Source organism: Nocardia salmonicida, from assembly GCF_036142455.1.
In the GTDB taxonomy this organism is placed as follows: Bacteria; Actinomycetota; Actinomycetes; order Mycobacteriales; family Mycobacteriaceae; genus Nocardia; species Nocardia salmonicida.
The window spans coordinates 275,447-301,165 of the sequence record NZ_CP108014.1 but is presented as its reverse complement, the minus strand read 5'-3'; the positions used below and the strand labels follow the sequence as shown (position 1 = coordinate 301,165).

Sequence of the window (25,719 nt, the reverse complement as noted above, 5' to 3'; positions counted from 1 at the left end):
ACGTTCTTATTTCTCCCACTCGAAGGACTCCGCATGACCGACGTGTCAGCTCGGCCCGAAGATCCGCTCGACACCGTGACTCCCGACTCCAGCGCCGCGGGCCGCACCCTCGCAGTCGCGACAGGTGCCGCATTCATCGCCTTCCTCGATCTCTCCGTCGTCAATATCGCGTTCCCGACGATCGCCCTGAGTTATCCCGGCACCTCCACCGGCACGCTGACCTGGATCGTCAGCGGCTACGCGATCGGGTTCGCCGCCCTGCTCACCCCGGCCGGTCGCATCGCCGACGCCCTCGGCCGTCGGCGTCTGTTCGCCCTGGCACTGGCCGGATTCGCCGTCACCTCACTGCTGTGCGGGCTCGCGCCCGGCGCGAACTGGCTCATCGCGGGACGAGTTCTGCAGGGCATCGCAGCGGCATTCATGGTGCCCGCGGCACTCGGACTGGTCTTGGAGGCCACGCCTCGGGCAAAGATCGGCGCCGCCATCGGCGCCTGGTCGGCGGCCGGCGGGTTCGCGGCGGTGGTCGGTCCGGCGCTCGGTGGCGCGTTGGTCGAGGTGTTCGGCTGGCGTGCGGTCTTCCTGATCAACGTGCCGATCGCCGTGACGTTGATCGTGCCGGGGCTGCGACTGCCCGGCGGCGACAAGGCTGCGGGCGAGGCGGCACTGCCCGATCCGCTCGGCACGCTCGCCATCGCGATCGGACTCGGCGCGATCGTCGCCGCCGTCACCGAAGGTCAGTCATGGGGTTGGACCGCTCCCGGCACGCTCGTCGCCTTGCTCGGCGGTAGCGCGTTGACGGTGTTCGCACTGGTTCGCTCGCGTCGACATACCAACCCCGCAGTCGCCGTCCAGCTCTGGCGTGAGCGGCAATTCGCGCTCGCGAACGCGGGTTCGTTCCTGTTCGGCGCGTCGATGTTCGCGTGGCTGCTGGCCGGGCCGCTCTTCCTGAACGCGATCTGGGGCTACTCCGTACTCGAGTCGGCGGCGGCGCTGACCGTCGGCGCCGTGGCATCGATGGTGACCGCCGTTGTCACCGGACGGATCACGACACCGCGTGGCCAACGGTGGGTGGGAGTGCTCGGTGGACTGATGTCGACGGCCGCGCTGGCCTGGATGAGCACCGACGCCTTCGGGCCCGAACCCGCGCTGTGGACGGCGTGGATTCCCGCCGGCGTGCTCGGTGGCGGCGGGATCGGCATCGTCGTGACGGTGCTCGGCACAGCGGCGGCGAATTCTGTTCCACCGCAGCAGTTCGCGGCGGGCATCGGGATGAACGTCACCGCTCGCCAGGTGGGCGGCGCGCTCGGCATCGCCGTACTGGCGGCGATCTTCTCGGCGACCTCCGACGACCCACTCAGCGGTTTCCACATCCTGTTCGCCGTGTGCGCGGGGATCAATATCGCCGTCGCCGTGGTACTCGCCTTGCCTTCGCAGGCCCGTTCGACCGACTGAACCAGGAGATCGACATGTCTACCAGCACACCACTGTCCGTAGAATTCACCGTCGAGGCCGAGGACCCGCTGGTGACGGCGCCGGAGCAGATCACCGCACTCCTCGCAGGGGCACCGTGGCAGCGTTTCGCGGTGCTCGGCGATTCCATCGCCGCGGGGACCGGGGATCGGAGCCCCGGTTACGCCCCGACCGGCTGGGCCGACCGGGTCGCGGCGAATCTCACCTCGGTCAATCCCACACTGGCCTACCGCAATACGGGTCGGATCGGTGCGACCAGCGGTCAGGTCATCGACCGGCAACTGTCCGAAATCCTGGATTTCGCACCGGACCTCGTGCATGTCAGCTGCGGCGGCAACGATCTGTTCACGGTCTGCGGCAATGTCGATCAGCTGCGGGAGAATCTGTCGACGATTTTCACCGCGCTGGCCGCCACGGGGGCACAGCTGTCGATTTTCACGATGGCCGACGTGTGGGACGTCGAACGGATGGCGCCGATGCGACCCATGCGGTCACAGATGATGGTGCTCAACGAGGTGCTGCGGGCGGTGGCCGACGAATTCGATGCGATACTCACCGAATTCTGGACGCATCCACTGCGGTCGCGACCCGAGTTGATGAGCGCCGATCTCATCCACTTCACCACGAGCGGGCACGCGGTCGTGGCCGGTGAGGTGGCCAGGTCGCTTGCCGCGCGCATCGACAGGGCGTAGTGGACGCACCACGCGGGACACTCACCTGTTGTCGCGCACCAATCGAGTGCCGAGTGCTACCAGTTCTGATCTTACCTCGGCGGGGCCGACGACCTCGATGTCCCCGGCCCAGCCCGCCAGCTGGCGGGCGAGCATTTTCGCGGTGTCGGCGGTGATCCGCGCTCGCACCCGGCCGTCCGGGGCCGGGCCGAGCAGGGTGCAATTGCGGCCCTGTTGGTCGGCCAGGATGGGGGCGAGACCGGCGGAGACGAGGACCGTCGCGGCGACGGCGGCGCGGCGGCCCTCCATCCGCTCGACAATCCGCGACCACTGCGCCTGAAGATCGAAATCTGCTGGGCGGTCAGCTGTTTCATCGAGGGTGATCACCTCGACGACACGGTCCAGCCGGAAGGTGCGCTGCCCGCGTTCGGTGCCCGCGACTAGGTACCAGACCGTTTCCTTCTCGACCAGGCCCCATGGATCGATCGTGCGGACCGTGCGTTCGCCCTTGCTCAGATAGTCGATGCGGACGCGGCGGCGTTCTACCACCGCCCGTTGCACAGTCTCGAGCACCGCGGGTGCTTGCGGGTCGGGGCGCCCCCAGCGGGCCGGATCGACGACGACGGCGTCGGCCGCGGCGGCCGCATCGGCACGGAAGGTGTGCGGGAGGGCCCGAACCAATTTGCGAAGCGCCGACTTCAGCTCGGGCGCGGCCTGGGCCGCCGGACCCGCGAGCAGGAACAGCGCCCTGGTCTCCCCCGCCGTGAGTCCGGACAGGTCTGTGCGTGCGCCGCCGATCAGCGACCAACCACCCCCGCGACCAGATTGCGGGTAGACCGGGATGCCCGCGGCCGACAAGGCCTCCAGGTCACGCCGGGCTGTCGCCACCGAGACTTCGAGCTCGGCGGCGACCTGGGCGGCTGTCACCCGCCCGCGCGCCTGCATCAACAACAGGGTCGCTACCAATCTATCGGCTCGCATACTCGGTAATTCTGCCGAACAAAGTGCTCATTCGGTGAGCACTTTGCCTGGCAAAGTCGTTGTCACACCGAAGCGACAACCGAATGGAGCAGACATGCTGCGCGGAATGGCCACCACCACCTACTACGCCGACGACCTCACCGCCGCCAAGGACTGGTACAGCGCATTCCTCGGCATCGCGCCGTATTACGAGGTTCCCGGTGGGTACTACGAGTTCCGGCTCGGGCCGTTGCAGGCCGAGCTGGGAATCATCAATCGCGCGTACGCCCCGGCGGGCGCGCGCAATGCACCAGGCGGGGGTGGAGTGGTGTTCTGGCAGGTCGACGATCTCGCTGCCACCTTCGCCCGGCTACTCGAGCTGGGCGCCACCGAGTACGAGCCGATCACCGAACGCGGGGAGGGCACGGGTTTCGCGACCGCGGCGGTACTCGATCCGTTCGGCAATGTGCTCGGGATCATGGCCAACCCGCACTTCGTGGCGATGACGACCTAGGAACTCAGACGAACCAGCGTTCGAGGACGGTGGCGACACCGTCCTCGCTGACGTGACCGGTCACTTCGTCGGCCAGGGCCAGCACGGCATCGGGCGATCCGGCCATGGCCACCGAATGTGCTGCCCAGCGCAGCATCTCGCGGTCGTTGAAGCCGTCGCCGATGGCCAAGGTCGCCTCGGCCTCGATGCCGAGAAGTAGCCGAAGTTGTTCCAGCGCCCAGCCTTTGGACACCCCACGGCGGGAGACGGTGAGCCAGGGGCCGTACTCACCGTGCACCCAGGACGCATCGGGAACGTCGAAGGCCTGCAGCAGGCGCAGCATTTCATCGGGGCTGCCGTCGGGCCACCAGCCGTTGAGGCGCGGCGTCGGCACACTGCTGAGCTCGCGGTGGTCGACGAGCTGGAAGTCGCCGATCGAGAACTCCCCCGGCCCGTGCCCGGTCGCCCAGATCCCGATGCCGACCCGTTCCGCGGCGAAGACCATCTCCGGGAACAACGCACGCAGAGCGAGCACCGCCGGTCCCGGATCGAAGGATTGGACCGCGACCGGCTCGCCCCGCGCCACGTCGATGTGCACAGCACCGTTGGAACACAACGCATGACCCTCGGCGAGCCCGAGCTCGCTCAGCACCGGACGTGTGGTGAGCAGAGTTCGCCCGGTGGTGACCACCACATGCGCCCCCGCCGACACCGCCGCACGCACAGCCGCCCCCACCCGCGCGCTGATCTCGAACCCTGTTGCCAGCAGAGTCCCATCCACATCGAGCGCGATCAGCTTCGGCGCTCCCCCGAGTTCAGCCACTGTCCTATTGTGCCCGCCCCCACCGACACTCACCGCCGATTCACCACCGCCACGATGCGGACAACTCGGCATCCGGTGCGGCACTTGCCGTCGCGGGCCTCGGCGATTGCCTAGCGCGGACCCGAACCGAGGACGCGCGCGACGGTACTCGCCGCGGCACCGGTAGTTGCCGGGCCGCAGGTGAAGTGCCCAGTGCCCGCATTATCTCTCTGATGCGGGCCTGGTGCACCGGGCCTGACGCTGGAAGGGCTCGTCTCGTCGACCCTGACGACACATCGTTACTGGCTCGGGAATCAGACAAGCACGTTCGTCACGACGATGGAGGCAAGCGCCTGATCGCTGATCGGCGGCACTCCATCAACGCACTACTGCTGTCAGCCTCTGGTCATGACCGAAGACCTGAGACCGACTCGCAGTGACACAACAACTGCCGTTGCGCGCCAGCATGTTCCGTCGTGGCAACACCGATGTGCCAGCGTGACCGGCTAGTCAGCGGCGAGAACCGCCGCCACCGCCACCGCCACCGCCACCGCCTGCGGAGCCGCCCGAAGAAGCTCCACCCTTGGAGCCGCCCGAGGAGGCTCCACCAGAAGACGCACCGCTCGAGGAGGCACCGCCGGAGGACGCACCACTGTCCGATCCGCCACCGGACACACCGCCGCCCGATGCGCCACCACCGGACGCACCACCACCCGAGGCACCACCACCGGACGCACCGCCTCCGGAAGCACCGCCACCCGATGCGCCACCACCGGACGCACCACCACCCGACGCACCGCCGGAGGACGCACCGCCGCCGGCTCCACCGCCGGACGCACCACCGGCCCCGGCACCACCTGATGCGCCGCCACCGGAGCCACCTCCATCAGATTCGCCACCGGTCGACGCACCCCCACCGGATGCGCCACCACCGGCAGCACCGCCGGAAGGACTTGTGCCGCCGGTGGTTCCACCGCCGGTCGAGCCTCCTGAGGCACCGCCGTCAGTGGTTCCGCCGGTCGCAGTTCCTCCCGAGGTGCTTCCGCCCGATCCACCTGGATGGGAAGCTGGTGTGCCGGTATTCGTTCCACCCGTCGACGCAGATCCTCCGACTTCGCCGGAGGCACCACCCGTACTCGGCGTCGATGGCCCGCCGGTCGATGCGGACGTGCCGTCCGTCGGAGCGGTGCCCGGCGCGTGCGCGGTACCGGCCGCCGGAACAGTGCCAGGGTCTGTCGCACCGGGTGCGGTCGGAGTGCTCGGGGATTCCGGCGTGCCGGGAGTCGAGATCGGCCCGCTGTGGGGAAGTTCGGGCGCGCCGGATTCGGTCGGGGTGTTCTTGGGTTGGGCGGCCTGCTGACCGAAGGGTAGGGGGTTGATGAAGCGGGCCGGGTCGCCATAGGTGGCGCGGGCCAGGAACGGCGACTTGCAGTCGTCGCGGACGTCCGGACGCCCGAGACCGCTACGGTCGGCGCCACTACCGTTGTGCGCGCCGGGGCGTGACTTACCGACGGGCGCTGTCGCGGGCGCGATGAAGTTCTCATAGGCGCTGCGGGCCGCGGCCACGCCCGCGACCTGGATGCGGCCGGTGACCGGGTCGACCTCACTGACCAGGCCTGCGGTTCGAGCGGCGAGGAGGTCGGCGCTCATGTCGTAGAGCAGCGCGTCGACCGGGGCGCCGAGAACAGGGAACCGGTCGAGGACCGGCATCAGGCCGGGATCGAAGGGGCTGCCGAACACCGTCATCGCCGACATGGCGAGCGCGGAAACGACTGCCGCGCTGGAGAACACCGCGACGTGCGGCACCGGACCACCGCTCTGCTGCTCGGGCGCGAAGGTGCGAGCCGCCAAACCCGCTGCGCCTGAGGCGATCACCTGGCCGGGGTCGGCCACGGTGACCAGCGGAACGCCGAGTTCGGCGAGGGTGCGAGCGACTTCGGGTGGGCGCGAGGCCCCGCCGACGACGAGGATGCGCGACAGGTCGGCCAGCCGCAGGCCTGCCGCGGCGACGCTCTTGCTGACCAGCGGGAAGGTGTCGCGGATGTGTTCGGCCCGCAGCGCGTCGATGTTCACCATGGAGGTGAGGGTCTGGGTCGCGCGGCCGAGCCCTGGTTCGCCCGCGTAACGGGCGACCATCTCGCCGAGCGGCTTGCCACCGAAATCGGTTGACCGCGTAGGAGTTCCGACCATCGGGTGGTGCGGCCAGTCGGGACCGACACGCAACACCGTGAGGTCGAGGCTGGTGGCACCCAGGTCGTAGACGAGCACGAACCCCGGCGCCAAGGGGCCGCGATCGATCTCCAGCCATTCCGCGGCGGCGACCGGTTCGGGCACCAGCAGGACCTCGCCGGCGCCCGCGAGATGCAGCGCCTGGCCGAGTAACGAGACCTGCTTATCGGTGTAGACCGCCGGATAGGTCAAGACGATCCCGGCCGGCGTCTCGGCCAGCTCGATCAGACCGGTGACCACCGCGGCGATCAGGTTGGTCGCCGAGTAGAACCGCCCACCCATCACCATCGGCTCCGGCTCGCGGGTCAGATCCGCGAAATCCGTGATCGCCGAGGCGAATTCGTTGATCGCGCCGATGCGGGGCCTGCCCGCGTCGTCGAACGTCAGTGCGGTGCGTCGTGTGCGCACCGCCGGTTTGGCCGGATCATCGGCGACGACCGCCGAAATCGCATTGACCGCACCGATACTCAAGCCCAGACCTCTGGTCATGTTTTTGCTATCCCGTCAACGCACCGTGACCACGTCCAGCACGCGAGCGCACCATGTGGCCGCGGTCGTTTTCCAAACAGCTCGCCTAGATTAACTGGCACGTCCGCGAATTGCTGCCAGATTGATACGGAATTCGCAACCACGCGCCGCCACAAGGTGATTCATGCAGGTGAGATGGTTGAAGGTTAGATATCCACCCCCCTGAACACACCACCAGCAATGTGCATACTCCGAGAGGCAGCTACCTGTGAGTAATCGGACAGAGCGCCCAATTAATACATTCCTAGGGTTTGTTATCCCCGCCAATACGTGCACTTACCGACCGGTAACCAATTCGTTTACTACCCGGATGATTTCCCTGACGACGAATCACATTCCCTCACATCGAAATAGACCCCTTAGTAGGTGACGCGTCAACGCAGCGACCGATTCCCGCCAGCACGGCCCAGCGCCCGCCGGTTGACTGAAAGAGCGGACAGATACCGACCGTTTCTTCGAAACACCAAGGGAAAGCAGGCACTACGCATGTCCACTCGATTCGCCGACCAGGTCGTACTCATCACCGGGGCCGGCTCCGGCATCGGCAAGGCGGTCGCACTGCGGGTCGCGTCCGAAGGTGCGGCCGTTGTCCTCGGCTCTCGCGGCAAGGACCAGGGCGAGCAGGTTGCCGAGCAGATCAGAGCGACCGGCGGACGCGCGCTGTTCGTCGCGACCGATGTCACCGTCGACGCCGATGCCGAACGGCTCACCCAGGCCGCGCTCACCGAGTACGGCCGCCTCGACGCGGCCTTCAACAACGCGGGCGCGGTGAATGCCTTCGGGCCGATCGCCGAGATCGACGACGCCTCATGGCGCGCCGACATGGATCTGAACCTCGACGGCGTCTTCTACGGTCTGCGCCACCAGGTTCCGGCCATCACCGCCTCCGGCGGCGGCGCGATCCTGAACAACGCCTCCAACCTGGGCGTGGTCGGGATGGCACAGGTGGCGCCATATGTGGCGGCCAAGCACGCCGTTGTCGGACTGACGAAATCGGTGGCGCTCGAGACCGCGGCGACAGGCGTGCGGGTCAACGCCCTGGTCTCCGGCGCGGTCGACACCCCGGCGTTCCGCGCGTCGATGGGCGCGACACCGGAGGGCGAGGCCGCCATCGCGGCGCTGCACCCGCTGGGCCGGATCGCACAGCCCGACGAGATCGCCGCGCTGTGCGCCTTCCTGCTCAGCCGCGAGGCATCGTTCGTCACCGGCGCGGCCATCGCCGCGGACGGCGGCTTCACGGCGCAGTAGAAAACCGAAGGCCCGCAGCGTCCAGTGACGTTGCGGGCCTTCTGTTTCAGATGATCAGCTGCGAGCGAACAGTCGCCGCACCGAGCGCTCGCGCGGCACCGCGGCGCCACCGGCGACCGCCTGCGGGCGACGGGCGCGCACGAGTCGGTCGAACTCCTGCGCGTCACGAGTGGGCTCGCGCAGCGTGCCACCGTTGAAATCGTCGGCGAGCTGCTGCACGGTCTCCTGCGCACACGACTTGTTGGTACCGATGAAGCCGGTCGGGCCACGCTTGATCCAGCCGGTCACATAGGTGCCGGGGAAGATCTCGCCCCCGGGCGCGGTGAGCACCCGGCCCGCGTCGTTCGGGATCACCGCGCGGGCGTCGTCGAACGGCAGATCCACGGTCGGCACGCCTCGATAACCCACCGAGGTGAGCACGACACCGGCCTCGAGGAGCGTGGTATCGCCGGTCGGCCTGGCGGCCACGCGACCTTCGGCGTCGGTGACGAGCTCGTTGCGCTCCACCCGCACCCCGGTCACCGTGTCGGTGCCGACGATCTCCACCGGCGAGGACAGGTAGCGGAACACGATGCGCTTGCGCGCACCGAACGGGCGATTCGCGACGCTGTGCAGCAGGCGCAGCTTCTGCTCGACCTTGTAGGGCAGATCGGACGTGACCGCGGGCAGTTCACCCTCGATCGCGATGTCGATGTCGGCGGCCAGCAGGCCGACGAACTCGGGCACCGTGAACGCCGACTCGGCCGGACCACGACGGCCCAGGATCACGACCTCTTCGATCTTGCTCTCGCGCAATGCCTTCAGCGCGTACGGCGCGATGTCGGTGTCGGCGAGCAGAGCCGGATCGACGGTCAGGATGCGGGCGACGTCGAGGGCGACGTTGCCGTTGCCGACGATGACGACCCGCTTCTGGTCCAGATCGAAACGGTCCTCGACGTGGTCGGGATGGCCGTTGTACCAGGCGACGAAGTCGGTGGCCGACACATTGCCCGCCAGACCCTCGCCCGGGATGTCGAGCTTGCGATCCGAGGACGCGCCGACGGCGTAGATCACCCCGTGGAAGTGCTCGAGCAGCTCGGCATGGCTGATGTGCTTGCCGATCTCGACATCGAGGTAGGTACCGAAGTCGTCCTGCTTCGACATGATGTCGAACAGATCCGCGACCTTGCGGGTGTGCTTGTGATCGGGCGCGACGCCGAGGCGGGCCAGACCGTAGGCCTGCGGCAGGCGGTCGAACATCGTGACCGCGACGCCGGGCTGGGTGAGCAGCTCGTCGGCGGCGTACATCGCCGACGGACCCGACCCCACGATCGCGACACGCAGCGGCGAGCGCTGGGTGTCGATCGCGGGCGGCATCACCGGTACGGCCAACGTCGGCCGGTCCCGCTGCACGCGGTAGAAGTCGGCGTTGATCTCGATGAACGGCTTCTGTTCGTCGGTCAGCTTCTTCGACGAGGTGATGGCATCGACGGGGCACGCGGTGGCGCAGGCACCACAGTCCACGCAGGACGCCGGATCGACGTAGAGCATGTCCGCGGTACGGAAATCCGGCTCATCGGGGGTGGGATGAATGCAGTTGACCGGGCACGCGTAGACGCACGAGGCGTCACTACAGCACGACTGGGTGACAACGTATGGCATCGATCTACCGGCTCAGGCAGCGTGCTTCGCGGAGCGCTTGGGCTCCGAGCGGTACCGGCTGGACGGGCCGTCGATGCCGAGCAGCTTCCACACCTTGCGGGCGACCGGGTTCATCAACCCGATCTCCTCGGCGAGCGCGCGCACGTCGACGTAGTAGTCGGCGAAGGTCCGCTTGGATTCCTTGGAACCGTAGAACAGGTCCTTGCGAACCTCGGCGGGCATGTCGAACTGCTTGAAGAAGGTCTTCGGCGGCGTGGCGATGGCGCGGCCGAGGATGAACATCACGATCGGCATGGCGATCGAGAGCACAGCCTTGTTCAGCGCGGGCTGGGCAGGCACGTTCTTCTTCAGGAACTCGTGGGCGAAGGAGATGTGGCGAGCTTCCTCGGCCACATGGATCGCCATCACGCCGCGCATGATCGGATGGATGTCGTCACCCGAGCGCAGGATGTCCTTCTGGATGTGATCGATCGGCTCTTCGCCGGCGAGCACGGCCATGAAGAAGAAGTTCGGGAACAGCGCACCGGCCGGGGCGGCCAGGTGACGCAGCTGACGCACGAGCGGGTTCATGCCCGGCACGTCGGCGACGCGGTTCACCATCTCCTGGAACATCAGAGTGTGGTTGTGCTCTTCGATCATCTCGTGCGAGCAGTACCGGAACTCCGGGTCGTTGTTGTCCAGGTTGAAGATGTGCTGCATCATGCCGATGATCAGGATGGCCTCGAACTGCAGGCCGACCTTGGCGACGTTGGCCTGACGGACCTTGCCGATCTCGATCTTCTGCTCCAGCGGCAGCGCCTGGTACCAGGGGTGGCGACCGATGGGGTCGGCCGAAGTCACCAGGACCCAGCGCTCGGGCTTGCAGTTCGGATCGAAGTCGGGGGCGTCCCAGTCGATGTCCTCGAACGGGTCGAAGTGGCGATCGACCGATGCCTCGGACAGCATCAGCAACTTCTCGGCGTACGCCTGAGCCTCCGCGACTACAGGATCGACGTCAGGGGTGGTGGGCGCAGACATCGTCGTCACTGCCTCTCCTCTAGGGACGTTTACTGTTTCCAATGGTTACACCTACAGCGAGTCACGTCAACTCCGTGCAGTGCCCGATTTTGCGTGTTCGGCGCGCCGAAAGCCCTGTTGAGAAAGCTACTGGCCAGTAAAAGCGCTTCTACCTGTGACACTGCGTCATGCACAATCTGCGAAGGTCTGTTGTGAGACGCGGAAAATAGTTGTCCGCCGAGCGCGGCGTGTCGGCCGACGGACCGCCGGTACCGGTTAACCTGCGCCGATCCGCGTCCAGCGACGGATCGCGGACCGTCGGCGAATCCCTCGACAACGCGATCGGGGCCCCGCGACGTCTGTCGCGGGGCCCCGATCGCAGCAGGGTGGATCAGGCGTGGGGAAGGTCCGGGATCCGGGTGGCACGGGCATAGACCGTCTCCCCCTCGGCCAGGCGCAACGCCGCCGCGTCGCCACGGGTCACCTGGGCGGCGAACTGGTCGCCGGTCGCGGCATTACGCAGTTCCAGGCGCACCTCGAAACCGAGGCGCACGATCCGCTCGACCGTGGCCCTGGTGACGCCCGCCGATTCGGCGGTGCCTTCGTGTTCGGCCAGCGCCATGCTCGGGTCGCGGCCGACACGGATGTCGTGCGGGCGGACCAGATGACCGTTGAGCCGGGCGACCGCGCCGAGGAACGACATCACGAACTCGTTGGCAGGCCGGTCGTAGACCTCCTCGGGCGAACCGACCTGCTCGATACGGCCCTTGTTCATCACCGCGATCCGGTCGGCCACATCCAGGGCCTCCTCCTGGTCGTGGGTGACCAGCACGGTGGTCACGTGGACCTCGTCGTGCAACCTGCGCAGCCACTGCCGCAGATCGGTGCGCACCTTGGCGTCGAGCGCGCCGAACGGCTCGTCGAGCAGCAGCACCTGCGGGTCAACGGCCAGCGCACGGGCCAGCGCCATGCGCTGACGCTGACCGCCGGAGAGCTGTGCCGGGTAACGGTGCTGGAAACCGTCGAGGCCGACGATGCCGAGCAGTTCGTCGACGCGCTTGTCGATCTCCTTCTTCGGCCGCTTGCGGATGGTCAGGCCGAAGGCCACGTTGTCGCGCACGGTCATGTGCTTGAACGCGGCGTAGTGCTGGAACACGAAGCCGATATCGCGCTTCTGCGGCGCCACATGAGTGACGTCGTTGCCCGCGATCACCACCACACCCGAGTCGAGGGCCTCGAGTCCGGCGATCGAGCGCAGCAGCGTCGACTTGCCCGAGCCCGAAGGGCCGAGCAGCGCGGTGAGCTGGCCTGCGGGGATATCGATACTGACATCGTCGAGGGCGGCGAAGGAACCGTAGTTCTTGCGCCCGTTGGTCACGGTGATCATTCGGTGCCCCGCTTGCGTTCGAGGAGAGTCATCAGGAGAAGGACGATCAGCGCCATACCCATCAGCAGGGTGGCCGCGCTGTAGGCGCCGAAGGTGTTGTGGTCGTTGATATAGCGGCCGTGCACCAGCAGGGTCAGCGTCTGGGATTTTCCGGGCAGCGCGGTGGAGACCATGATCACCGCGCCGAATTCGCCCAGCGCGCGGGCCACGGTGAGCACGACGCCGTAGGTCAGACCCCAGCGGATGGCGGGCAGGGTGATGCGCCAGAACGTCTGCCAGCGCGAGGCGCCGAGGGTGGCCGCGGCCTGTTCCTGATCGTCACCGATCTCGTGTAGCACCGGCTCCACCTCGCGCACCACGAACGGCAGCGTGACGAAGATGGTCGCGATCACCATGCCGGGCAGGCTGAAGATCACCTTGAACCCGAGTGATTCCAAGCCACCGAACCAGCCGCCCGCACCCCACAGCAGGATCAGCGATACACCGACGACAACCGGCGACACCGCGAACGGCAGGTCGACGATGCCCTGCATCAGGCTGCGGCCGGGGAATTTGCTCCGGACCAGCGCCAGCGCCGTCACCACACCGAAGACCACGTTCAACGGCACCACGATGATCACGATGATCATCGACAGCTGGAACGCCGAGATGGCCGCGGGCGTGGTGATCGACTCGATGAACGCGCCGATCCCCCGCTCGAACGTGCGCAGCAGGATGATCACCAGCGGCAGCACCAGCAGGATCAGCAGGTAGCCCAGCGCGACCGTACGCAGCGAGATCCTGGTGAACGCGGACAGTTTCATCGAGCCGCCTCTTCCTTGCGCGACGTGCGTTCGGCGAGGATGCGCAGCACGAGCAGGCTGATGAACGAGATCGCCAGTAGCACCACCGACACCGCGGCCGCGTTGACCGGCCGGTCGACTTCGATCTGCTGCTGGATGTACTGCGAGGTCATCTGGGTCTCGCGCGGGATGTTGCCACCGATCAGCACCACCGAGCCGTATTCCCCGATCGCCCTGGCGAAGGCGAGGCCGCCGCCGGAGATGATCGCCGGAGCCAGGGTGGGCAGCACGATGCGGCGGAAGGTGACCCAGTTGCTCGCGCCGAGGGAAAGCGAAGCCTGCTCCACTTCCTTGTCGACCTCGATCAGCACCGGCTGCACCGACCGCACGACGAACGGCAGCGTGACGAAGGCCAGCGCCACCACCAGACCGGCCTGGGTTGCGTTGAGGTGGATGTCGACCGGGCTGTTCGGGCCGTAGAGCGAGAGCAGCACGATCGAGGCGACGATCGTGGGCAGCGCGAAGGGGAGGTCGATCAGCCCGTTGACGATGCCCTTGCCGGGGAACTCGTCGCGCACCAGCACCCAGGCGATCAGGGTGCCCATCACGACATTGATCACGGCGACGATCACCGAGACGCCGACTGTGATGCGCAGCGAGTCGAGCGCCGAGGGCGCGGTGACCGCGTCCCAGAAGCCCGACCAGCCGTCTTCGAAGGAGCTGACGGTGAGTGCCGCCAGCGGCAACAGCACGATGATGCTGAGCCACATCACGGCGACACCGATCCCGAACGGGCCAACCGAGCCGGTGACGCGCAGCCACGACCAGCGGGGTCCGCGCGGGGTCGGCGGCTTTTTGTCCAGTTTCACGGCCACGCCGGGATCGGGGGTTTCCCCGGTCCCGGCGGGCCCACTGCTGTCAGTCACAGTTTTCCAGTATCACGTGTGAGCCGGGTCACCGACTACTTGGTGGCCTTGTCGTAGATGACAGCGACCTTGCCGGTGCCCTGCGCGAACAGATCCTTGTCGACGGCCTTCCAGCCACCGAGGTCATCGATGGTCCACAGCTTGGCCGGGGTCGGGAAGTCCTTGGCGAACTCGGCGGCGACCTTCGGATCCACCGGGCGGAAGCCGGCCTGCGCCCACGCCTTCTGGCCTTCGGCGGTGAACAGGAAGTCGCGGAACGCGGTGGCCTTGGCCAGGTTCTTGGAGTTCTTCAGCACGGCGACCGGGTTCTCGATCTTGAAGGTGGTCGGCGGGTTGATGTGCTCGATCGGGTCGCCGTTGCGCTCGGAGAAGATGGCCTCGTTCTCGTAGCTCAGCAGCACGTCGCCGGTGCCCTGGAGGAAGGTCTCCGTGGCTTCGCGGCCCGACTTGGGCTGCACCTTCACGTGTTCGGGCGAGACCAGCTGCGACAGGTAGTCCAGACCGGCCTGCTGGTTCTTGCCGCCGTCGCTCTTGGCGGCGTAGGGCGCGAGCAGGTTCCACTTGGCCGAGCCCGAGCTGAACGGGTTCGGGGTGACGACCTCGACACCCGGCTTCAGCAGGTCGTCCCAGTCCTTGATGCCCTTGGGGTTGCCCTTGCGGACCACCAGGGTGACGACCGAGCCGAAGGGGATGCCCTTGGTGGCGTCGGCGTTCCAGGTGGACTCGACCAAGCCGGCGTCGACCAGGCGGGTGATGTCGGGCTCGACCGAGAAGTTCACGACGTCGGCCTCGGCGCCGTCCTTGACCTTGCGCGACTGGTCGCCCGAGGCGCCGTAGGAGGCCTGGACCTGCACACCCTTGCCCGCGTCGGTCTTGTTGAACTCGGGCACCACCTTGTCGAAGCCCGGCTTCGGGACCGCGTAGGCGTAGAGGTTGAGGGTGCCCCCGCTGCCGTCGGCCACGGTAGCGCCGCTGTCGGTCGAGTCGCTGGCGCCACCGCCGCAGGCGGTCAGGGCGACCGCGGCGACAGCAGTGACAGCGATGGCGGCGGCGCGGCGGCGCGAGCCGATCCAGGTGTTGCGAGACATCGGGGTGAACCTTTCGGGAAAGGACCTGCGGCACATCGATTTTCGTGGCTGCAGGGAGTGCTCATGTCGATCGGTAGACCTGCCGCGTATGGATACACGACAGTTGGCGCGACTCGGGCCCATCGGCCCCCGGAGTTACGGACAACGACTGCGAAAGGAAAGCGCGCGCCAGTCTACTGGGCAGAAACGCGCAGACGAGTCCGGTAGCCGATCATCGACAGAGGATGTCTGCGACCGCGAGGTTGCCGACAGCGATCAACGCCAACTCATGGCGGATCTGCGGGGCGACACTCGACGACACAGGCAGACTGTAGCAGATTGCGCCATGATGATCGCAATCGACGAGAGTTCTCTAACCAGGGGGGATTTCATCCTATGACCATGGCTCCAGACCGGGTTCGCACGCGTTTGCCGGAGATCAGCACGCGCGCTTGGGAACACCCGGCCGACCGCACCGCGCTCGTGGCGCTGCGCTCGCTCAGCGGCTTCGACACGGTGCTGCGGACGCTGTCGGGATTGCTGCGCGAGCGTCAGCACCGGTTGATGTATCTGGCCACCGCCGTGCGGGTCGACGATCGACAGTTCCGCACGCTGCACCAGTTGCGCGCGGACTGCGTCGGCGTGCTCGACGCGCAGTCGACCCCGGAGATGTTCGTACTGCAGAACCCGTCGGTGAACGCGTTCACCATCGGGATGGACAAGCCGTTCATTGTGCTCACCACCGGCCTGCTCGAACTGATGGACACCGAGGAACTGCGGTTCGTCGTCGGCCACGAACTCGGCCACGCGCTGTCGGGGCACGCGGTGTACCGCACGATGCTCATGCACCTGATGCGGCTGTCGGCCTCGGTCGGCTGGATGCCGGTCGGCGGTTGGGCGCTGCGGGCGATCGTGGCGGCGCTGATGGAGTGGAGCCGCAAGTCGGAGCTGTCCGGCGACCGGGCGGGGCTGCTGTGCTGCCAGGACGTGGAGGCCTCGGTCCGGGTGCACATGAAAACCGCTGGTGGTGCGTGGCTGCACGAGATGAACCACGGCGCGTTCCTCGACCAGGCCGACGATTACATGCGCTCGGGCGACCTGCGTGACGGCGTGCTCAAGCTGCTCAACCTGGAGCTGCAGTCCCACCCGTTCTCGGTGCTGCGCGCGGCCGAGCTGCGCCGCTGGATCCAGTCCGGCGACTACGAGCGGGTGCTCGGCGGCAGCTACCCGCGTCGTGGGCAGGACAAGAACGCGAGCATCGGTGACGAGGCCAAGGAGGCCGCGCGGCACTATCGCGAGACCTTCGATCAGTCCGAGGACATGCTGGTTCGCACGGTCCGTGATCTCGGTCGCGACGTGGGCTCGGCGGTGAACACGGTCGGCCAGGAATTCGGCCGGACGGTATCGGACCTGGGCAAACGGTTCGACGACTGGCGTAAGAACTAGTCGCTGGGTCGGCGCGGGCGATCGCCCGCGCCGGTTACCGCGTGAAGAACCAGGCGATGACGACGAGAACGAGCAGGGCGATGAGCGCGAGCTGAACGCGAGAACGTGGCATCAGCGGGCACCGCTGCCGACGGCCGGGCGTTCGGCGAGGGTGACCGGCATCGGCGGTTCGGTGCGATCGTCGCGGCGCAATACGCGGAAGGCCATACGCAAGCCGCGATCGAGCAGGAAGGCGATGGCGAAGCTGATCGGGACCATGCCGACCAGCACCACGAGAAACTGGGGAATGAAGGGCAGCCCGGCTACCCAGAGTTCGAAGCCGTCCCACCAACCTGCGATGCGTTGCACGTCGACCAGCCTAGTCGGTCACCGTGAACGCCCTCGCCCTCCGCATAGGGTGCGGAGGGAATTCCGGGCCACAACCAGCCGTTCCACCGAGATCGCCGTTCGCAGCGGTGGACGGGCGACCGTACCGCCGTGATGATGGGGTATGGAGTCTTCCAGCGCTGACAGCCTGCCGATTCTGAGTCCGGTCTCCGCCATCGGCCGCCGTGGCGCGTTTCCACCGATCGACGACTACGCCTTCCTGTCCGACTGCGAAACCAGCTGCCTGATCTCCAGCAGCGGCTCGGTGGAGTGGATGTGTGTGCCACGTCCCGACTCCCCCAGCGTTTTCGGCGCGATCCTGGACCGCAGCGCCGGGCATTTCCGGATCGGCCCCTACGGAAAGAATGTGCCCGCGGCACGGCGGTATCTGCCCGGCGGGATGATCCTGGAAACCACCTGGCAGACCGAAACCGGCTGGCTGATCGTGCGAGACACACTGGTACTCGGCCCGTGGCACAACAACATCGCCCGATCCAAGACCCACCGCCGCACCCCGATGGACTGGGACGCCGAACACGTCCTGTTGCGCACGGTCAAGTGCGTGAGCGGCACCGTCGAGCTCGAAATGAGCTGCCAGCCCTCGTTCGACTATCACCGGGGCGGAGCCAAGTGGGAGTACACGGGCAAGGTCTACGAGCAGGCGACCGCACGGGCGTCGAGCGATCCCGAGAGCGGGCCGTCACTGGTTCTCACCACAGATCTGCGCCTCGGCTTGGAGGGCAGGGAGGCGCGCGCCCGCACCAGGATGGCCGAGGGCGACCAGGTGTTCGTCGCGCTCACCTGGTCGGAACTGCCCGCGCCCGCCACCTACGACGAGGCCGCGCAGAAGATGTGGGCGACCACCGAGTGCTGGCGACGCTGGATCACCCAGGGCGATTTCCCCGACCATCCGTGGCGCAGCTTCCTGCAGCGCAGCGCGCTCACGCTCAAGGGCCTCACCTACGCGCCGACGGGTGCGCTCCTCGCCGCCTCCACCACCTCACTGCCGGAAACCCCTGGCGGACAACGCAACTGGGACTACCGCTACACCTGGGTGCGCGACGCGAGTTTCGCGCTGTGGGGCCTGTACACCCTCGGTCTCGACCGCGAGGCCAACGACTTCTTCGCGTTCCTCGACGACGTCACCACCGGTGAAAACGGGGACGCGGTCCCCCTGCAGGTGCTCTACGGGATCGGCGGCGAACGCCACATCACCGAATACGAGCTGCCGAATCTGGCCGGCTACGACGGCGCGCGTCCGGTCCGCATCGGCAACGCCGCCTACGACCAGGACCAGCACGACATCTGGGGCACCATGCTCGACGCGGTGTACCTGCACGTGAAATCGCGTGGGCAGGTGCCGGAATCGCTGTGGCCACTGCTCGAACGCACCGTGCACGCGGCCATCGCCAACTGGCGCCGACCCGATCGCGGGATCTGGGAGGTGCGCGGCGAACCACAGAACTTCACCTCGTCGAAGGTGATGTGCTGGGTGGCGCTGGATCGTGGTGCCCGACTGGCACAGCTGCACGGCCAGCACGAGCGCGCGGCCGAGTGGTTCGCGATCGCCGAGGAGATCCGCGAGGACGTCCTCGAATTCGGCGTCAACAAGGAGGGCATCTTCACCCAGACCTACGGCGGCGACACCCTCGACGCCTCGCTGCTGCTGGTGGTGCTGACCCGGTTCCTACCGCCGGAAGACCCGCGCATCCGGGCGACGGTGCTCGCCATCGCCAACCATCTCACCGTCAACGGGCTGGTGCTGCGCTACCACACCGACACCACCGACGACGGCCTCGACGGCGAGGAGGGCACCTTCACGATCTGCTCGTTCTGGCTGGTCTCGGCGCTGGTGGAGATCGGCGAACTCGAACGGGCCACGAATCTGTGCGAGCGACTGCTCGGCCTGGCCAGCCCGCTGCGGCTCTACGCCGAGGAGATCGACTCACGCACCGGTCGGCACCTGGGCAATTTCCCCCAGGCTTTCACCCATCTGGCGCTGATCAACGCGGTGACCCACGTGATCCGGGCCGAGGATCAGCGCAACGCGGGTCAGTTCCAACCGGCACACACACCGGCCAACCGGTCGTAAGGGATCAATACCCGAGACGTTCGGCGCGGGCTCGCAGCCCTGCCACGGTGCGCAGGCCCGCGTCGATCTCGGTGATGCGCAGTTCGCGATGGTCGCCGTAGCGTAGGCCGGTTTCCTCGGCGGCGCGCAGGGCCTCGTCGGCGGTGCGGCCCACTTCGGCGGCGATCTCGGTGTAGTGGTCGCGCAGCACCCGCTGTAGCGCGCGCAGGCGGTTACGCGATTCCTTACCCACCTGGAAGATCACGTCATCGGCCAGCCGGGCGACGGCCACCTTGGCCTCGGCCTGCCTGCGATGCTTGCGGTTCTTGCGGTCGTCCCAAAGCGCGTTGACGCCGAGCAGCACACCCGCGCCCGCGGAGTACCAGTTGACCAGCGACATGCCGAGCAGGCTGGTGGCCAGACCGACCATCAGGATGCCGCCGTAGGAGCCACGCAGTGCGGTGAGCAGCTGCTGCCCCACACCGGCTTTGGCACTTTCCAGCGGTTCCAGCGGCTGTACCGGCTCCAGCACCTCGCCGGGGTTGGTCAGTCGCAGTTCGGGCAGCGGCGGGGTCCGGTTGTCGGGCGGGAACTTCGAGGCCACCTGCTCGGTGAGCTCGACGGCGCGGTAGTGCGCCATCACGAAGTTCTCCTCGACCGCCTCGCAGATGCGCGCGTCGAGTTCGGAGGCGAAATCGGACCACTTGCGGGCAGGGTCGGTGCGGGTGATCTCGGCCTCGGCCTCGCGGACCAGTGTGCGCAAGCGGTGCCGCAGATCGTGTTCGATATCGGCACTGAGCTCGGAGCTGCCGTCGACGAGAGTGACCTGCCAGGTGGCGGTGCGCTGGCGCAGCTGATCGGCGGTGGTGCGCGCGGCGGCCAGGCGCTGGGTGATCTCGGCGCGCCTGCGCGGGTCGCGCAGCGTATCCGACTCGGCCCGCAGGGTGACGGTGAGCTGGTCGGTGATCAGCGCGATATCGCGGACCGCGGCCGTCACAGCCACCGAATCAGCCTGGGCGACAACATATTCACGCAGGTGGTCGATGAGCTGGGGCACCCCCGACTCGGCATCGCGCTGCTGGTCGCCGCGCTCGGTGGCCTCGCGATGCAGCCGAGCGGAAACGGGAGCCACCGCGAAGTTCAGCCCGGCACCGTCGAGCAGTGTGCGATTGCGCCGCTGGGTCAGCGACCAGTGCGGGTTGCGGTCGATCTTGGTGAGCACGCAGACCACCGACGGACACACCTGCTCGACCCGACGTAGGTAGTCCAGCTGAGCTTCGGTGAGTTCGGCGGCGGCATCCGCGGCGTAGAGGACCACGTCGGCGGCGGCGATCATCGACCAGGCGGCCGCCTCGTGAGCGGTCGAACCGGGGGCGTCCATCACGACGAGACCGTCGGCAAGCAGGGCGCTCGGCTCGGCGAATTCGGCGCGCAGCACGCCGAGGGCGGTCAGCGCGGGCAGCGGATTCAGCGGATCGACGGGTACCCGTTCGACCCGGCTGCCCGGCGCCGATTTCACCAGCGTCGCTTTCGGCGCCTGGCCGTATTCGACGATCACCGGAACGCTGGGCTTGCCCTCGGTGGCACTGACCGGGGATCCGACCATGCTGTTGACCAGCGTGCTCATCCCCGCCTGCGGCTCACCGACGACGACGATCCGGACCCGTGGATCACTGAGCCTGGCCCGCACCATGCCGAGGCGCGCATCGAGGTCGTTGCGGCCGCCCGAGCGGACCAGTTCCCGCAGTTCGTCGACCAGCGCGACAACGGGAGCCATCACATCCGGATGCTTCACCGTCGCGGTCTGCAGTCCGGCTGCGGCAGACAACTGTTCCTCACTCTCGTCACATCGACACGGCCGAAATCGTCGTGTCAGACCACGAAGTCATACCCATGGTGCTCGACGGGAAACGCGGCAGCGAGCAAATCGCCACCACCGATGCCCGTATCGAACAGTCCGGCCGAAACGCCATGGTAACCGCCGTCGTGCTGGTCGAACTCGGCGGCGATCGGCTTGGTCTCGATGACCGGGGGTTTTACCGGCGCGACGGTGGGATGCACGGTGACCGGCGGCGGGGTGACCACCGACGGCGGATCGATGTCGACGGTGGGCTGCTTGGTCGGCGCATCGATGGTCGGTTGCTTCGTGGGAGCGGTCGACTGGGTGGTGGGTACCGGCACGGTCGTGTGCGGCGTGGTCTGGCTCGGCACGTCGACGGTCGGGGTGCTCGTGCCGGTCGAGGGTGTCGTCACGCCGCCGGAGGTGCCCGGCGTGGTGGTGAGGTCGTCGTCGGGGACGGTGGGCTTGGCCGGACCGGTCGGCGAGACGGTGGTCGGCACCGGCACCTTGGTGATTTCGGGCACGGTCGGGACCGTGGACGAACCGGGCAGCTTCACCGTGGTCGGGGTGTCGAGATCGACCGTCGGGACCTTGGACGGGACGGTGACCGGCACGGTGGTCGAGGGGTGAGAGCCACCGGTGACATCGGGCAGCACAACGGGTTTCGTCGGCGTGGCCGGGGTGAACAGCGCGGGCACCGAGGCCGCGGGCGCGGTGAGCGGCGAAACACCCTGGTGGCCGAACACATTCGCGATCGGGGTGGACGCGGCTTCGGGCTGGATGGTGGTCTGCAACGGCGTGCTGACCACGGGGCTGACAGCCACCGGCGCGGGCGCGGCGGGTGCGATCGGGGCCGGAGCGGGGGCAATCGGCGCGGGAGCCGGGGCGAACGGTGCCGCGGCGACGGGTGCGGGGGCAGGCGCCACGACAGCAGGGGCCGCGGGCCCGGCGACGGCAGGGGCGGGGGCCGCGGGCGTACCCGGCAGACCGATGCCCGAGGATGAGGATCCGGGCAGGCCGGGGGCACCCGACGAGTTGCCGAGGCCGGTACCACTGGACGAGGAACCGCCGAGGCCGGGCCCGGTCGGCGAGGCGGCCGCCGGGTCGCCGGGAACCTTCAGTCCGTCGCCGAGCCACTGGCCGTAGTCGTCGAGCTGATCGCCGACCTGGCCGACCTGCACGTCGACCTTCATCTGCGAGGTCGCCCATACTCCATCGAGCCCCACGTGGACGTCGACCTGCCAGTCGGTGGTCACCATCGCGCCGACACCGTCGAACATGCCGTCCAGATTGCCGATTCCGTCGAACATGCCGTTGGAGCCGCCCGGGCTGCCACCGGGCATACCGACGCTGTCATAGCCGGGAATGCCGAAACCCTGTCCGGGCAGCCCGTCGTAGCCCGGAATGCCGATGCCGCCGCCCGGCAGACCGTCGAAACCGGGCAGGCCGTTGCCGACGCCGGGCAGGTCGAAACCGGGGAAATCGCCGCCACCGGGCAGACCCTCGAAACCGGGGAGGTCGAAGCCCGGGTCCGGCGTGGTCCCAGGTAGCGGGTGCGGGTTGTCGTTGTATCCGGGGCCGGCCGGTGTATGCCCGTAGCCGGGAATGCCGATGCCGCTGGACGACTCGTCATTGGCGGGGATCCGGAACTCACGATCACCATCGGAGCCGGGAATTTCTGGGCGCCAGCCGGATTCGTCCGGCGCGGCGACCATCGAGACATCGGGATTCGTCGGCGTGAAGAACGGCGTGTGCGGCACCACGGGTGCAGGTAGGGGCTCGACGGCCAGGTCGGGGAAGGTCACGATCGGGCTCGGTGCGTCCGGGCTCGGGTCGGTGGGCACGGTCTGCTGCGACCAGCCCGCGTACCGGCTGTCGGCATTACTGGTGCCCGGTTCACGCGAAGTCCCGTTGGCGGCGACCAACGCACCACCGGTGACATAGGCGCCCGCCCTGGCCACCCTGGCTACGCCGTTGGCGATCCGGTAGGCCGTGTCCGACCCCTCCGACCCCTCTTCGCGCGCGGCACCGTCGTCGAAAGGCAGATCACGCGTCATCAAAGCTCCAACACTCGCATCGCTGTAGTTCCCCACCACAACAGCGGCGAAGTGAGGCCCATCCAACACTATTTTCCGAACGTCGGCCTGTCATTTCGTGCAGGCCGGTTGGTACTCACCTTATGGCGAACAACATGTTTCGGCGAGCCCGGGGAATCAGGGGCGCCGACATCCCAAGAGAACTTTAACGATTGCTCAACGGAGTGTGAAGTTCGGCGCCATAACGTCGGGCTCGCCGGCCGAGGGGCCGGTGAAACTCCCAGTCAGGAGCCCGACCATGACCGTATTCTCGACCGGCAATCGCCGCGCGGCCCTCGCGCTGCTCGGTGGCGCCGCCGTGATCACCGCCACCTCCGCGGGCATCGCGACCGCCGATCCGGGCGCACCGTCGCACGGCGGTGAGCGCACGACGATCATCTGCACCGATCCGGGCGACGGCGTGCCGGACCTGCCGCCGCTGCCGGACACCGGTTTCCACGACGCCGCCCCCGACCGACCGCGCGTCGAATTCCGCCACGTCGCACCCGGTGAGCCGGGCCGGGGGCAGTCGCTTCCCGCGCCGGGCAACCTCGGGCCGCGGGTGGACGGTCCGGTCGAGTGCACGCGCATCGACCCCGACGGAGGGCGGACCATCGTGATCGCGCCGCGCGAGTTCTCCGAGACGGTGCCCGCGCCGGGTAGCGGCTCCGCCGAATCGACCCCCGCGCACCCTTTCTGACCAGCGACAACAATGACCGACACTAGGGTGAGTGCATGACCGGACAGCAGATCTTGGTCGTCGACGACGAGGTCCGCGTGCTCGCGTCATTGCGGCGCGGCCTCGAACTCTCCGGGTTCGACGTGATCACCGCACCCGACGGCGCTCGCGCGCTCACCCTGGTGGGGTCGGCCGCGCCGGACGCCATGGTGCTCGACGTGAACATGCCCGAACTCGACGGCGTCGGTGTGGTCACCGCCTTGCGCGCGATGGGCAACGACATCCCGATCTGTGTGCTCAGCGCGCGCAGTGCGGTCACCGATCGGATCGCGGCACTCGAACGCGGCGCCGACGACTACCTCACCAAACCGTTCGATCTGGGCGAGTTGGTCGCCCGGCTGCGCGCGCTGTTGCGTCGCAGACCGGTGACGGCGGCCGGCACGGCCGACACGATCCAGGTCGGCGAGGTGATGATCGATCTGGCCGGGCATCGGGTGCACGCGGGTTCGGCGCCGGTCGACCTCACCAAACGCGAGTTCGAACTGCTGGCGATGCTGGCGCGCAATGCCGGGATCGTGCTCGAGCGCGAACAGATCCTGTCGACCGTGTGGGGTTACGACTTCAGCACCGACACCAATGTGGTCGATGTATTCGTCTCGTATCTGCGCCGCAAGCTGGAGGCCGACGGCGTCGCACGGGTGGTGCACACCGTGCGCGGGGTCGGATTCGTGCTGCGGGATCAGCCGTGAAGGCCTCGTGGTCGTTGCGGGTCCGGGTAGCACTGGTATCGGCCGTGGTCGCCGCGATCGTCGCGGTCACCCTCGGCCTGACTTATGGCGCGTTGCTGAAGGTGGCGGGTACCAGCCAGCTCGATCAGACCGTGTCCAGCATGCGGGTGCAGGTCGCGCAACGATTCGACGGTGATCCGGAGAATCCAGGAGCTCCGTCCTTACCCGGACCCCCGGTCCTCGCACCGCCCTTCCCCCGTGAACACACGATCGTGGTTCCCGGCAGCCCGACGGACCAGTCGCTCGCGCAGGTGCAGGGCGCGCCGGGGCTGGTGGTCCGGCTAGACCCCGATCGCGAACTCGTCGACGCCGCCATCACGCGCAGCCAGCTGATCGGACTCGGCATCGGCGTGGCCGGGGTGATCGCCGCCGCCGTATTGGGTTGGGTGCTGGCCGGATTCGCCGCCCGCCCGCTGCGCAGGCTGGCCACTGCCACCCATGAAATAGACACACTCGACGAATTGCCGCCGCTGTCCGGACGTGGAGCCAAGGAAGCCGAAGAACTCTCCGACGCGATCAACCGGATGCTCGCGCGCCTCGAGACCGCGCACGGCGAGACCCGACAGGCGCTGGCGAGTGCCCGCGACTTCGCCGCCGTCTGCGCCCACGAACTACGCACCCCACTCACCGCCATGCGCACCGACCTGCAGGTGCTGGCGGGCACCGAATTGCCCGCCGCCCAGCGCGGCGCCGTGCTGGCCGACGTACTGGCCGCCGAGGGCCAGATCGAGCGCACCCTCACAGATCTGGAACGTCTGGCCGTCGGCGAGCTCACCGATCATGACGCGTTCGAAGATTTCGAACTGTGTGAAACCCTCGACCGCGCGGTGCAGAACGCGTGCCGCGCGAACCCCGGCGTCGAGGTCGCGCTCGCCGCCTGTGACCCGGTTCCGGTCCACGGGTTGCCCGGCGGGATCATGCTGATCGTGACCAATGCCGTAGCCAACGCGGTGCTGCACGGGCACGCCACCGAGGTCACCGTCGCCGCGCGGGCCACCGGAAACGGCGCCGAGATCACCATCGACGACAACGGCGCCGGCATACCGGAACACCTGTCCCCTACCGCTTTCGACCGCTTTGCCAAACGCCCCGGCTCCCCCGGTTCCGGCCTCGGCCTCGCGCTGGTTCGCCAGCAGGCCGAACTGCATTCCGGCACCGCCGAACTCGACCGCAGCCCGCTCGGCGGCGTCCGCCTGCGGGTGGAAATAGCTCAGGCGCCGGTGAGCACCGGCGCCTGAGAGTCGTGCTGGGGAC

At 67.9% G+C, this 25,719-nt stretch carries 22 protein-coding genes; 9 read left to right on the top strand and 13 right to left on the bottom strand.

Annotation, left to right across the window (positions count from 1 at the left end):
• Window positions 1-33 precede the first annotated feature (33 nt).
• Both OHS03_RS01475 and OHS03_RS01470 read left to right on the top strand, forming a co-directional pair.
• Window positions 34-1,452 carry an MFS transporter gene (locus tag OHS03_RS01475; RefSeq protein WP_328660106.1) on the top strand — a complete coding sequence of 473 codons (1,419 nt, stop codon included), beginning with the start codon at window positions 34-36 and terminating at the stop codon, window positions 1,450-1,452.
• Window positions 1,453-1,466: 14 nt separating this feature from the next.
• On the top strand, window positions 1,467-2,162 hold the full coding sequence (locus OHS03_RS01470) for an SGNH/GDSL hydrolase family protein (RefSeq protein WP_328660104.1): 696 nt from the start codon (window positions 1,467-1,469) through the stop codon (window positions 2,160-2,162).
• A 21-nt stretch (window positions 2,163-2,183) separates the two neighbouring features.
• Here the strand turns inward: OHS03_RS01470 and OHS03_RS01465 are convergent, their stop codons facing one another.
• On the bottom strand, window positions 2,184-3,122 hold the full coding sequence (locus OHS03_RS01465; RefSeq protein WP_328660102.1) for a helix-turn-helix transcriptional regulator: 939 nt from the start codon (window positions 3,120-3,122) through the stop codon (window positions 2,184-2,186).
• Between the two features lie 94 nt (window positions 3,123-3,216).
• Between OHS03_RS01465 and OHS03_RS01460 the strand changes: the two genes are divergently transcribed.
• On the top strand, window positions 3,217-3,615 hold the full coding sequence (locus OHS03_RS01460) for a VOC family protein (protein ID WP_056821415.1): 399 nt from the start codon (window positions 3,217-3,219) through the stop codon (window positions 3,613-3,615).
• A gap of 4 nt (window positions 3,616-3,619) precedes the next feature.
• Here the strand turns inward: OHS03_RS01460 and OHS03_RS01455 are convergent, their stop codons facing one another.
• On the bottom strand, window positions 3,620-4,417 hold the full coding sequence (locus tag OHS03_RS01455; RefSeq protein WP_328660100.1) for an HAD family hydrolase: 798 nt from the start codon (window positions 4,415-4,417) through the stop codon (window positions 3,620-3,622).
• Window positions 4,418-4,906: 489 nt separating this feature from the next.
• A complete protein-coding gene (locus tag OHS03_RS01450) occupies window positions 4,907-7,114 on the bottom strand; it encodes an Hsp70 family protein (RefSeq protein WP_328660098.1) in 2,208 nt (735 codons plus the stop codon).
• Window positions 7,115-7,639: 525 nt separating this feature from the next.
• Here OHS03_RS01450 and OHS03_RS01445 point away from each other — a divergent pair.
• Complete coding sequence (locus OHS03_RS01445) at window positions 7,640-8,401, top strand: SDR family NAD(P)-dependent oxidoreductase (protein WP_063003485.1); 762 nt, start codon at window positions 7,640-7,642, stop codon at window positions 8,399-8,401.
• A 54-nt stretch (window positions 8,402-8,455) separates the two neighbouring features.
• Here the strand turns inward: OHS03_RS01445 and OHS03_RS01440 are convergent, their stop codons facing one another.
• From OHS03_RS01440 to OHS03_RS01410, 7 genes are all read right to left on the bottom strand, one after another.
• On the bottom strand, window positions 8,456-10,042 hold the full coding sequence (locus OHS03_RS01440; protein ID WP_328660095.1) for an FAD-dependent oxidoreductase: 1,587 nt from the start codon (window positions 10,040-10,042) through the stop codon (window positions 8,456-8,458).
• A gap of 12 nt (window positions 10,043-10,054) precedes the next feature.
• Window positions 10,055-11,059, bottom strand: a complete 1,005-nt coding sequence (locus OHS03_RS01435; protein WP_063003487.1) for an AurF N-oxygenase family protein — start codon at window positions 11,057-11,059, stop codon at window positions 10,055-10,057.
• A gap of 370 nt (window positions 11,060-11,429) precedes the next feature.
• The gene (locus OHS03_RS01430) at window positions 11,430-12,425 is read right to left on the bottom strand and encodes a sulfate/molybdate ABC transporter ATP-binding protein (RefSeq protein WP_062988280.1); all 996 of its coding nucleotides are present in this window, start codon (window positions 12,423-12,425) and stop codon (window positions 11,430-11,432) included.
• Window positions 12,422-13,228: a sulfate ABC transporter permease subunit CysW gene (gene cysW, locus OHS03_RS01425; RefSeq protein WP_328660094.1), complete on the bottom strand. Its 807-nt coding sequence runs from the start codon at window positions 13,226-13,228 to the stop codon at window positions 12,422-12,424. Before cysW ends, OHS03_RS01430 begins: the two co-directional genes overlap by 4 nt.
• Window positions 13,225-14,082: a sulfate ABC transporter permease subunit CysT gene (gene cysT, locus OHS03_RS01420; RefSeq protein WP_405151535.1), complete on the bottom strand. Its 858-nt coding sequence runs from the start codon at window positions 14,080-14,082 to the stop codon at window positions 13,225-13,227. The genes cysW and cysT overlap by 4 nt, the downstream gene beginning before the upstream one ends.
• 86 nt (window positions 14,083-14,168) lie before the next feature.
• Window positions 14,169-15,221, bottom strand: coding sequence for a sulfate ABC transporter substrate-binding protein (locus OHS03_RS01415; RefSeq protein ID WP_328660092.1), 1,053 nt, complete (start codon window positions 15,219-15,221; stop codon window positions 14,169-14,171).
• Between the two features lie 211 nt (window positions 15,222-15,432).
• Window positions 15,433-15,522, bottom strand: coding sequence for an Ms4533A family Cys-rich leader peptide (locus OHS03_RS01410; RefSeq protein ID WP_019045829.1), 90 nt, complete (start codon window positions 15,520-15,522; stop codon window positions 15,433-15,435).
• Window positions 15,523-15,596: 74 nt separating this feature from the next.
• Here OHS03_RS01410 and OHS03_RS01405 point away from each other — a divergent pair, with 74 nt between their 5' ends.
• The gene (locus OHS03_RS01405) at window positions 15,597-16,646 is read left to right on the top strand and encodes a M48 family metallopeptidase (RefSeq protein WP_328660089.1); all 1,050 of its coding nucleotides are present in this window, start codon (window positions 15,597-15,599) and stop codon (window positions 16,644-16,646) included.
• A gap of 111 nt (window positions 16,647-16,757) precedes the next feature.
• On the opposite strand, the gene OHS03_RS01400 is transcribed toward OHS03_RS01405, so the two are convergent.
• Entirely contained in the window at window positions 16,758-16,994 is a 237-nt protein-coding gene (locus tag OHS03_RS01400) for a hypothetical protein (protein ID WP_056821441.1), read from the bottom strand.
• A gap of 142 nt (window positions 16,995-17,136) precedes the next feature.
• On the opposite strand from OHS03_RS01400, the gene OHS03_RS01395 reads away from it, so the two are divergent.
• Window positions 17,137-19,104 (top strand): glycoside hydrolase family 15 protein, encoded by a 1,968-nt coding sequence (locus tag OHS03_RS01395; RefSeq protein WP_328660088.1) that lies wholly within the window; start codon window positions 17,137-17,139, stop codon window positions 19,102-19,104.
• A 4-nt stretch (window positions 19,105-19,108) separates the two neighbouring features.
• Here OHS03_RS01395 and OHS03_RS01390 read toward each other — a convergent pair whose 3' ends face one another.
• Together OHS03_RS01390 and OHS03_RS01385 are read right to left on the bottom strand one after the other, a co-directional pair.
• Complete coding sequence (locus tag OHS03_RS01390; protein ID WP_328660086.1) at window positions 19,109-20,911, bottom strand: P-loop NTPase family protein; 1,803 nt, start codon at window positions 20,909-20,911, stop codon at window positions 19,109-19,111.
• 44 nt (window positions 20,912-20,955) lie between these two features.
• Complete coding sequence (locus OHS03_RS01385; RefSeq protein WP_328660085.1) at window positions 20,956-22,980, bottom strand: hypothetical protein; 2,025 nt, start codon at window positions 22,978-22,980, stop codon at window positions 20,956-20,958.
• A 277-nt stretch (window positions 22,981-23,257) separates the two neighbouring features.
• Between OHS03_RS01385 and OHS03_RS01380 the strand changes: the two genes are divergently transcribed.
• From OHS03_RS01380 to OHS03_RS01370, 3 genes are read left to right on the top strand one after another with little or no spacing between them, the layout of a single operon-like run.
• Entirely contained in the window at window positions 23,258-23,698 is a 441-nt protein-coding gene (locus OHS03_RS01380) for a hypothetical protein (RefSeq protein ID WP_328660083.1), read from the top strand.
• 35 nt (window positions 23,699-23,733) lie between these two features.
• Entirely contained in the window at window positions 23,734-24,426 is a 693-nt protein-coding gene (locus tag OHS03_RS01375) for a response regulator transcription factor (RefSeq protein ID WP_056821450.1), read from the top strand.
• Window positions 24,423-25,703, top strand: coding sequence for a HAMP domain-containing sensor histidine kinase (locus OHS03_RS01370; protein WP_328660081.1), 1,281 nt, complete (start codon window positions 24,423-24,425; stop codon window positions 25,701-25,703). The genes OHS03_RS01375 and OHS03_RS01370 overlap by 4 nt, the downstream gene beginning before the upstream one ends.
• Window positions 25,704-25,719: the final 16 nt, after the last annotated feature.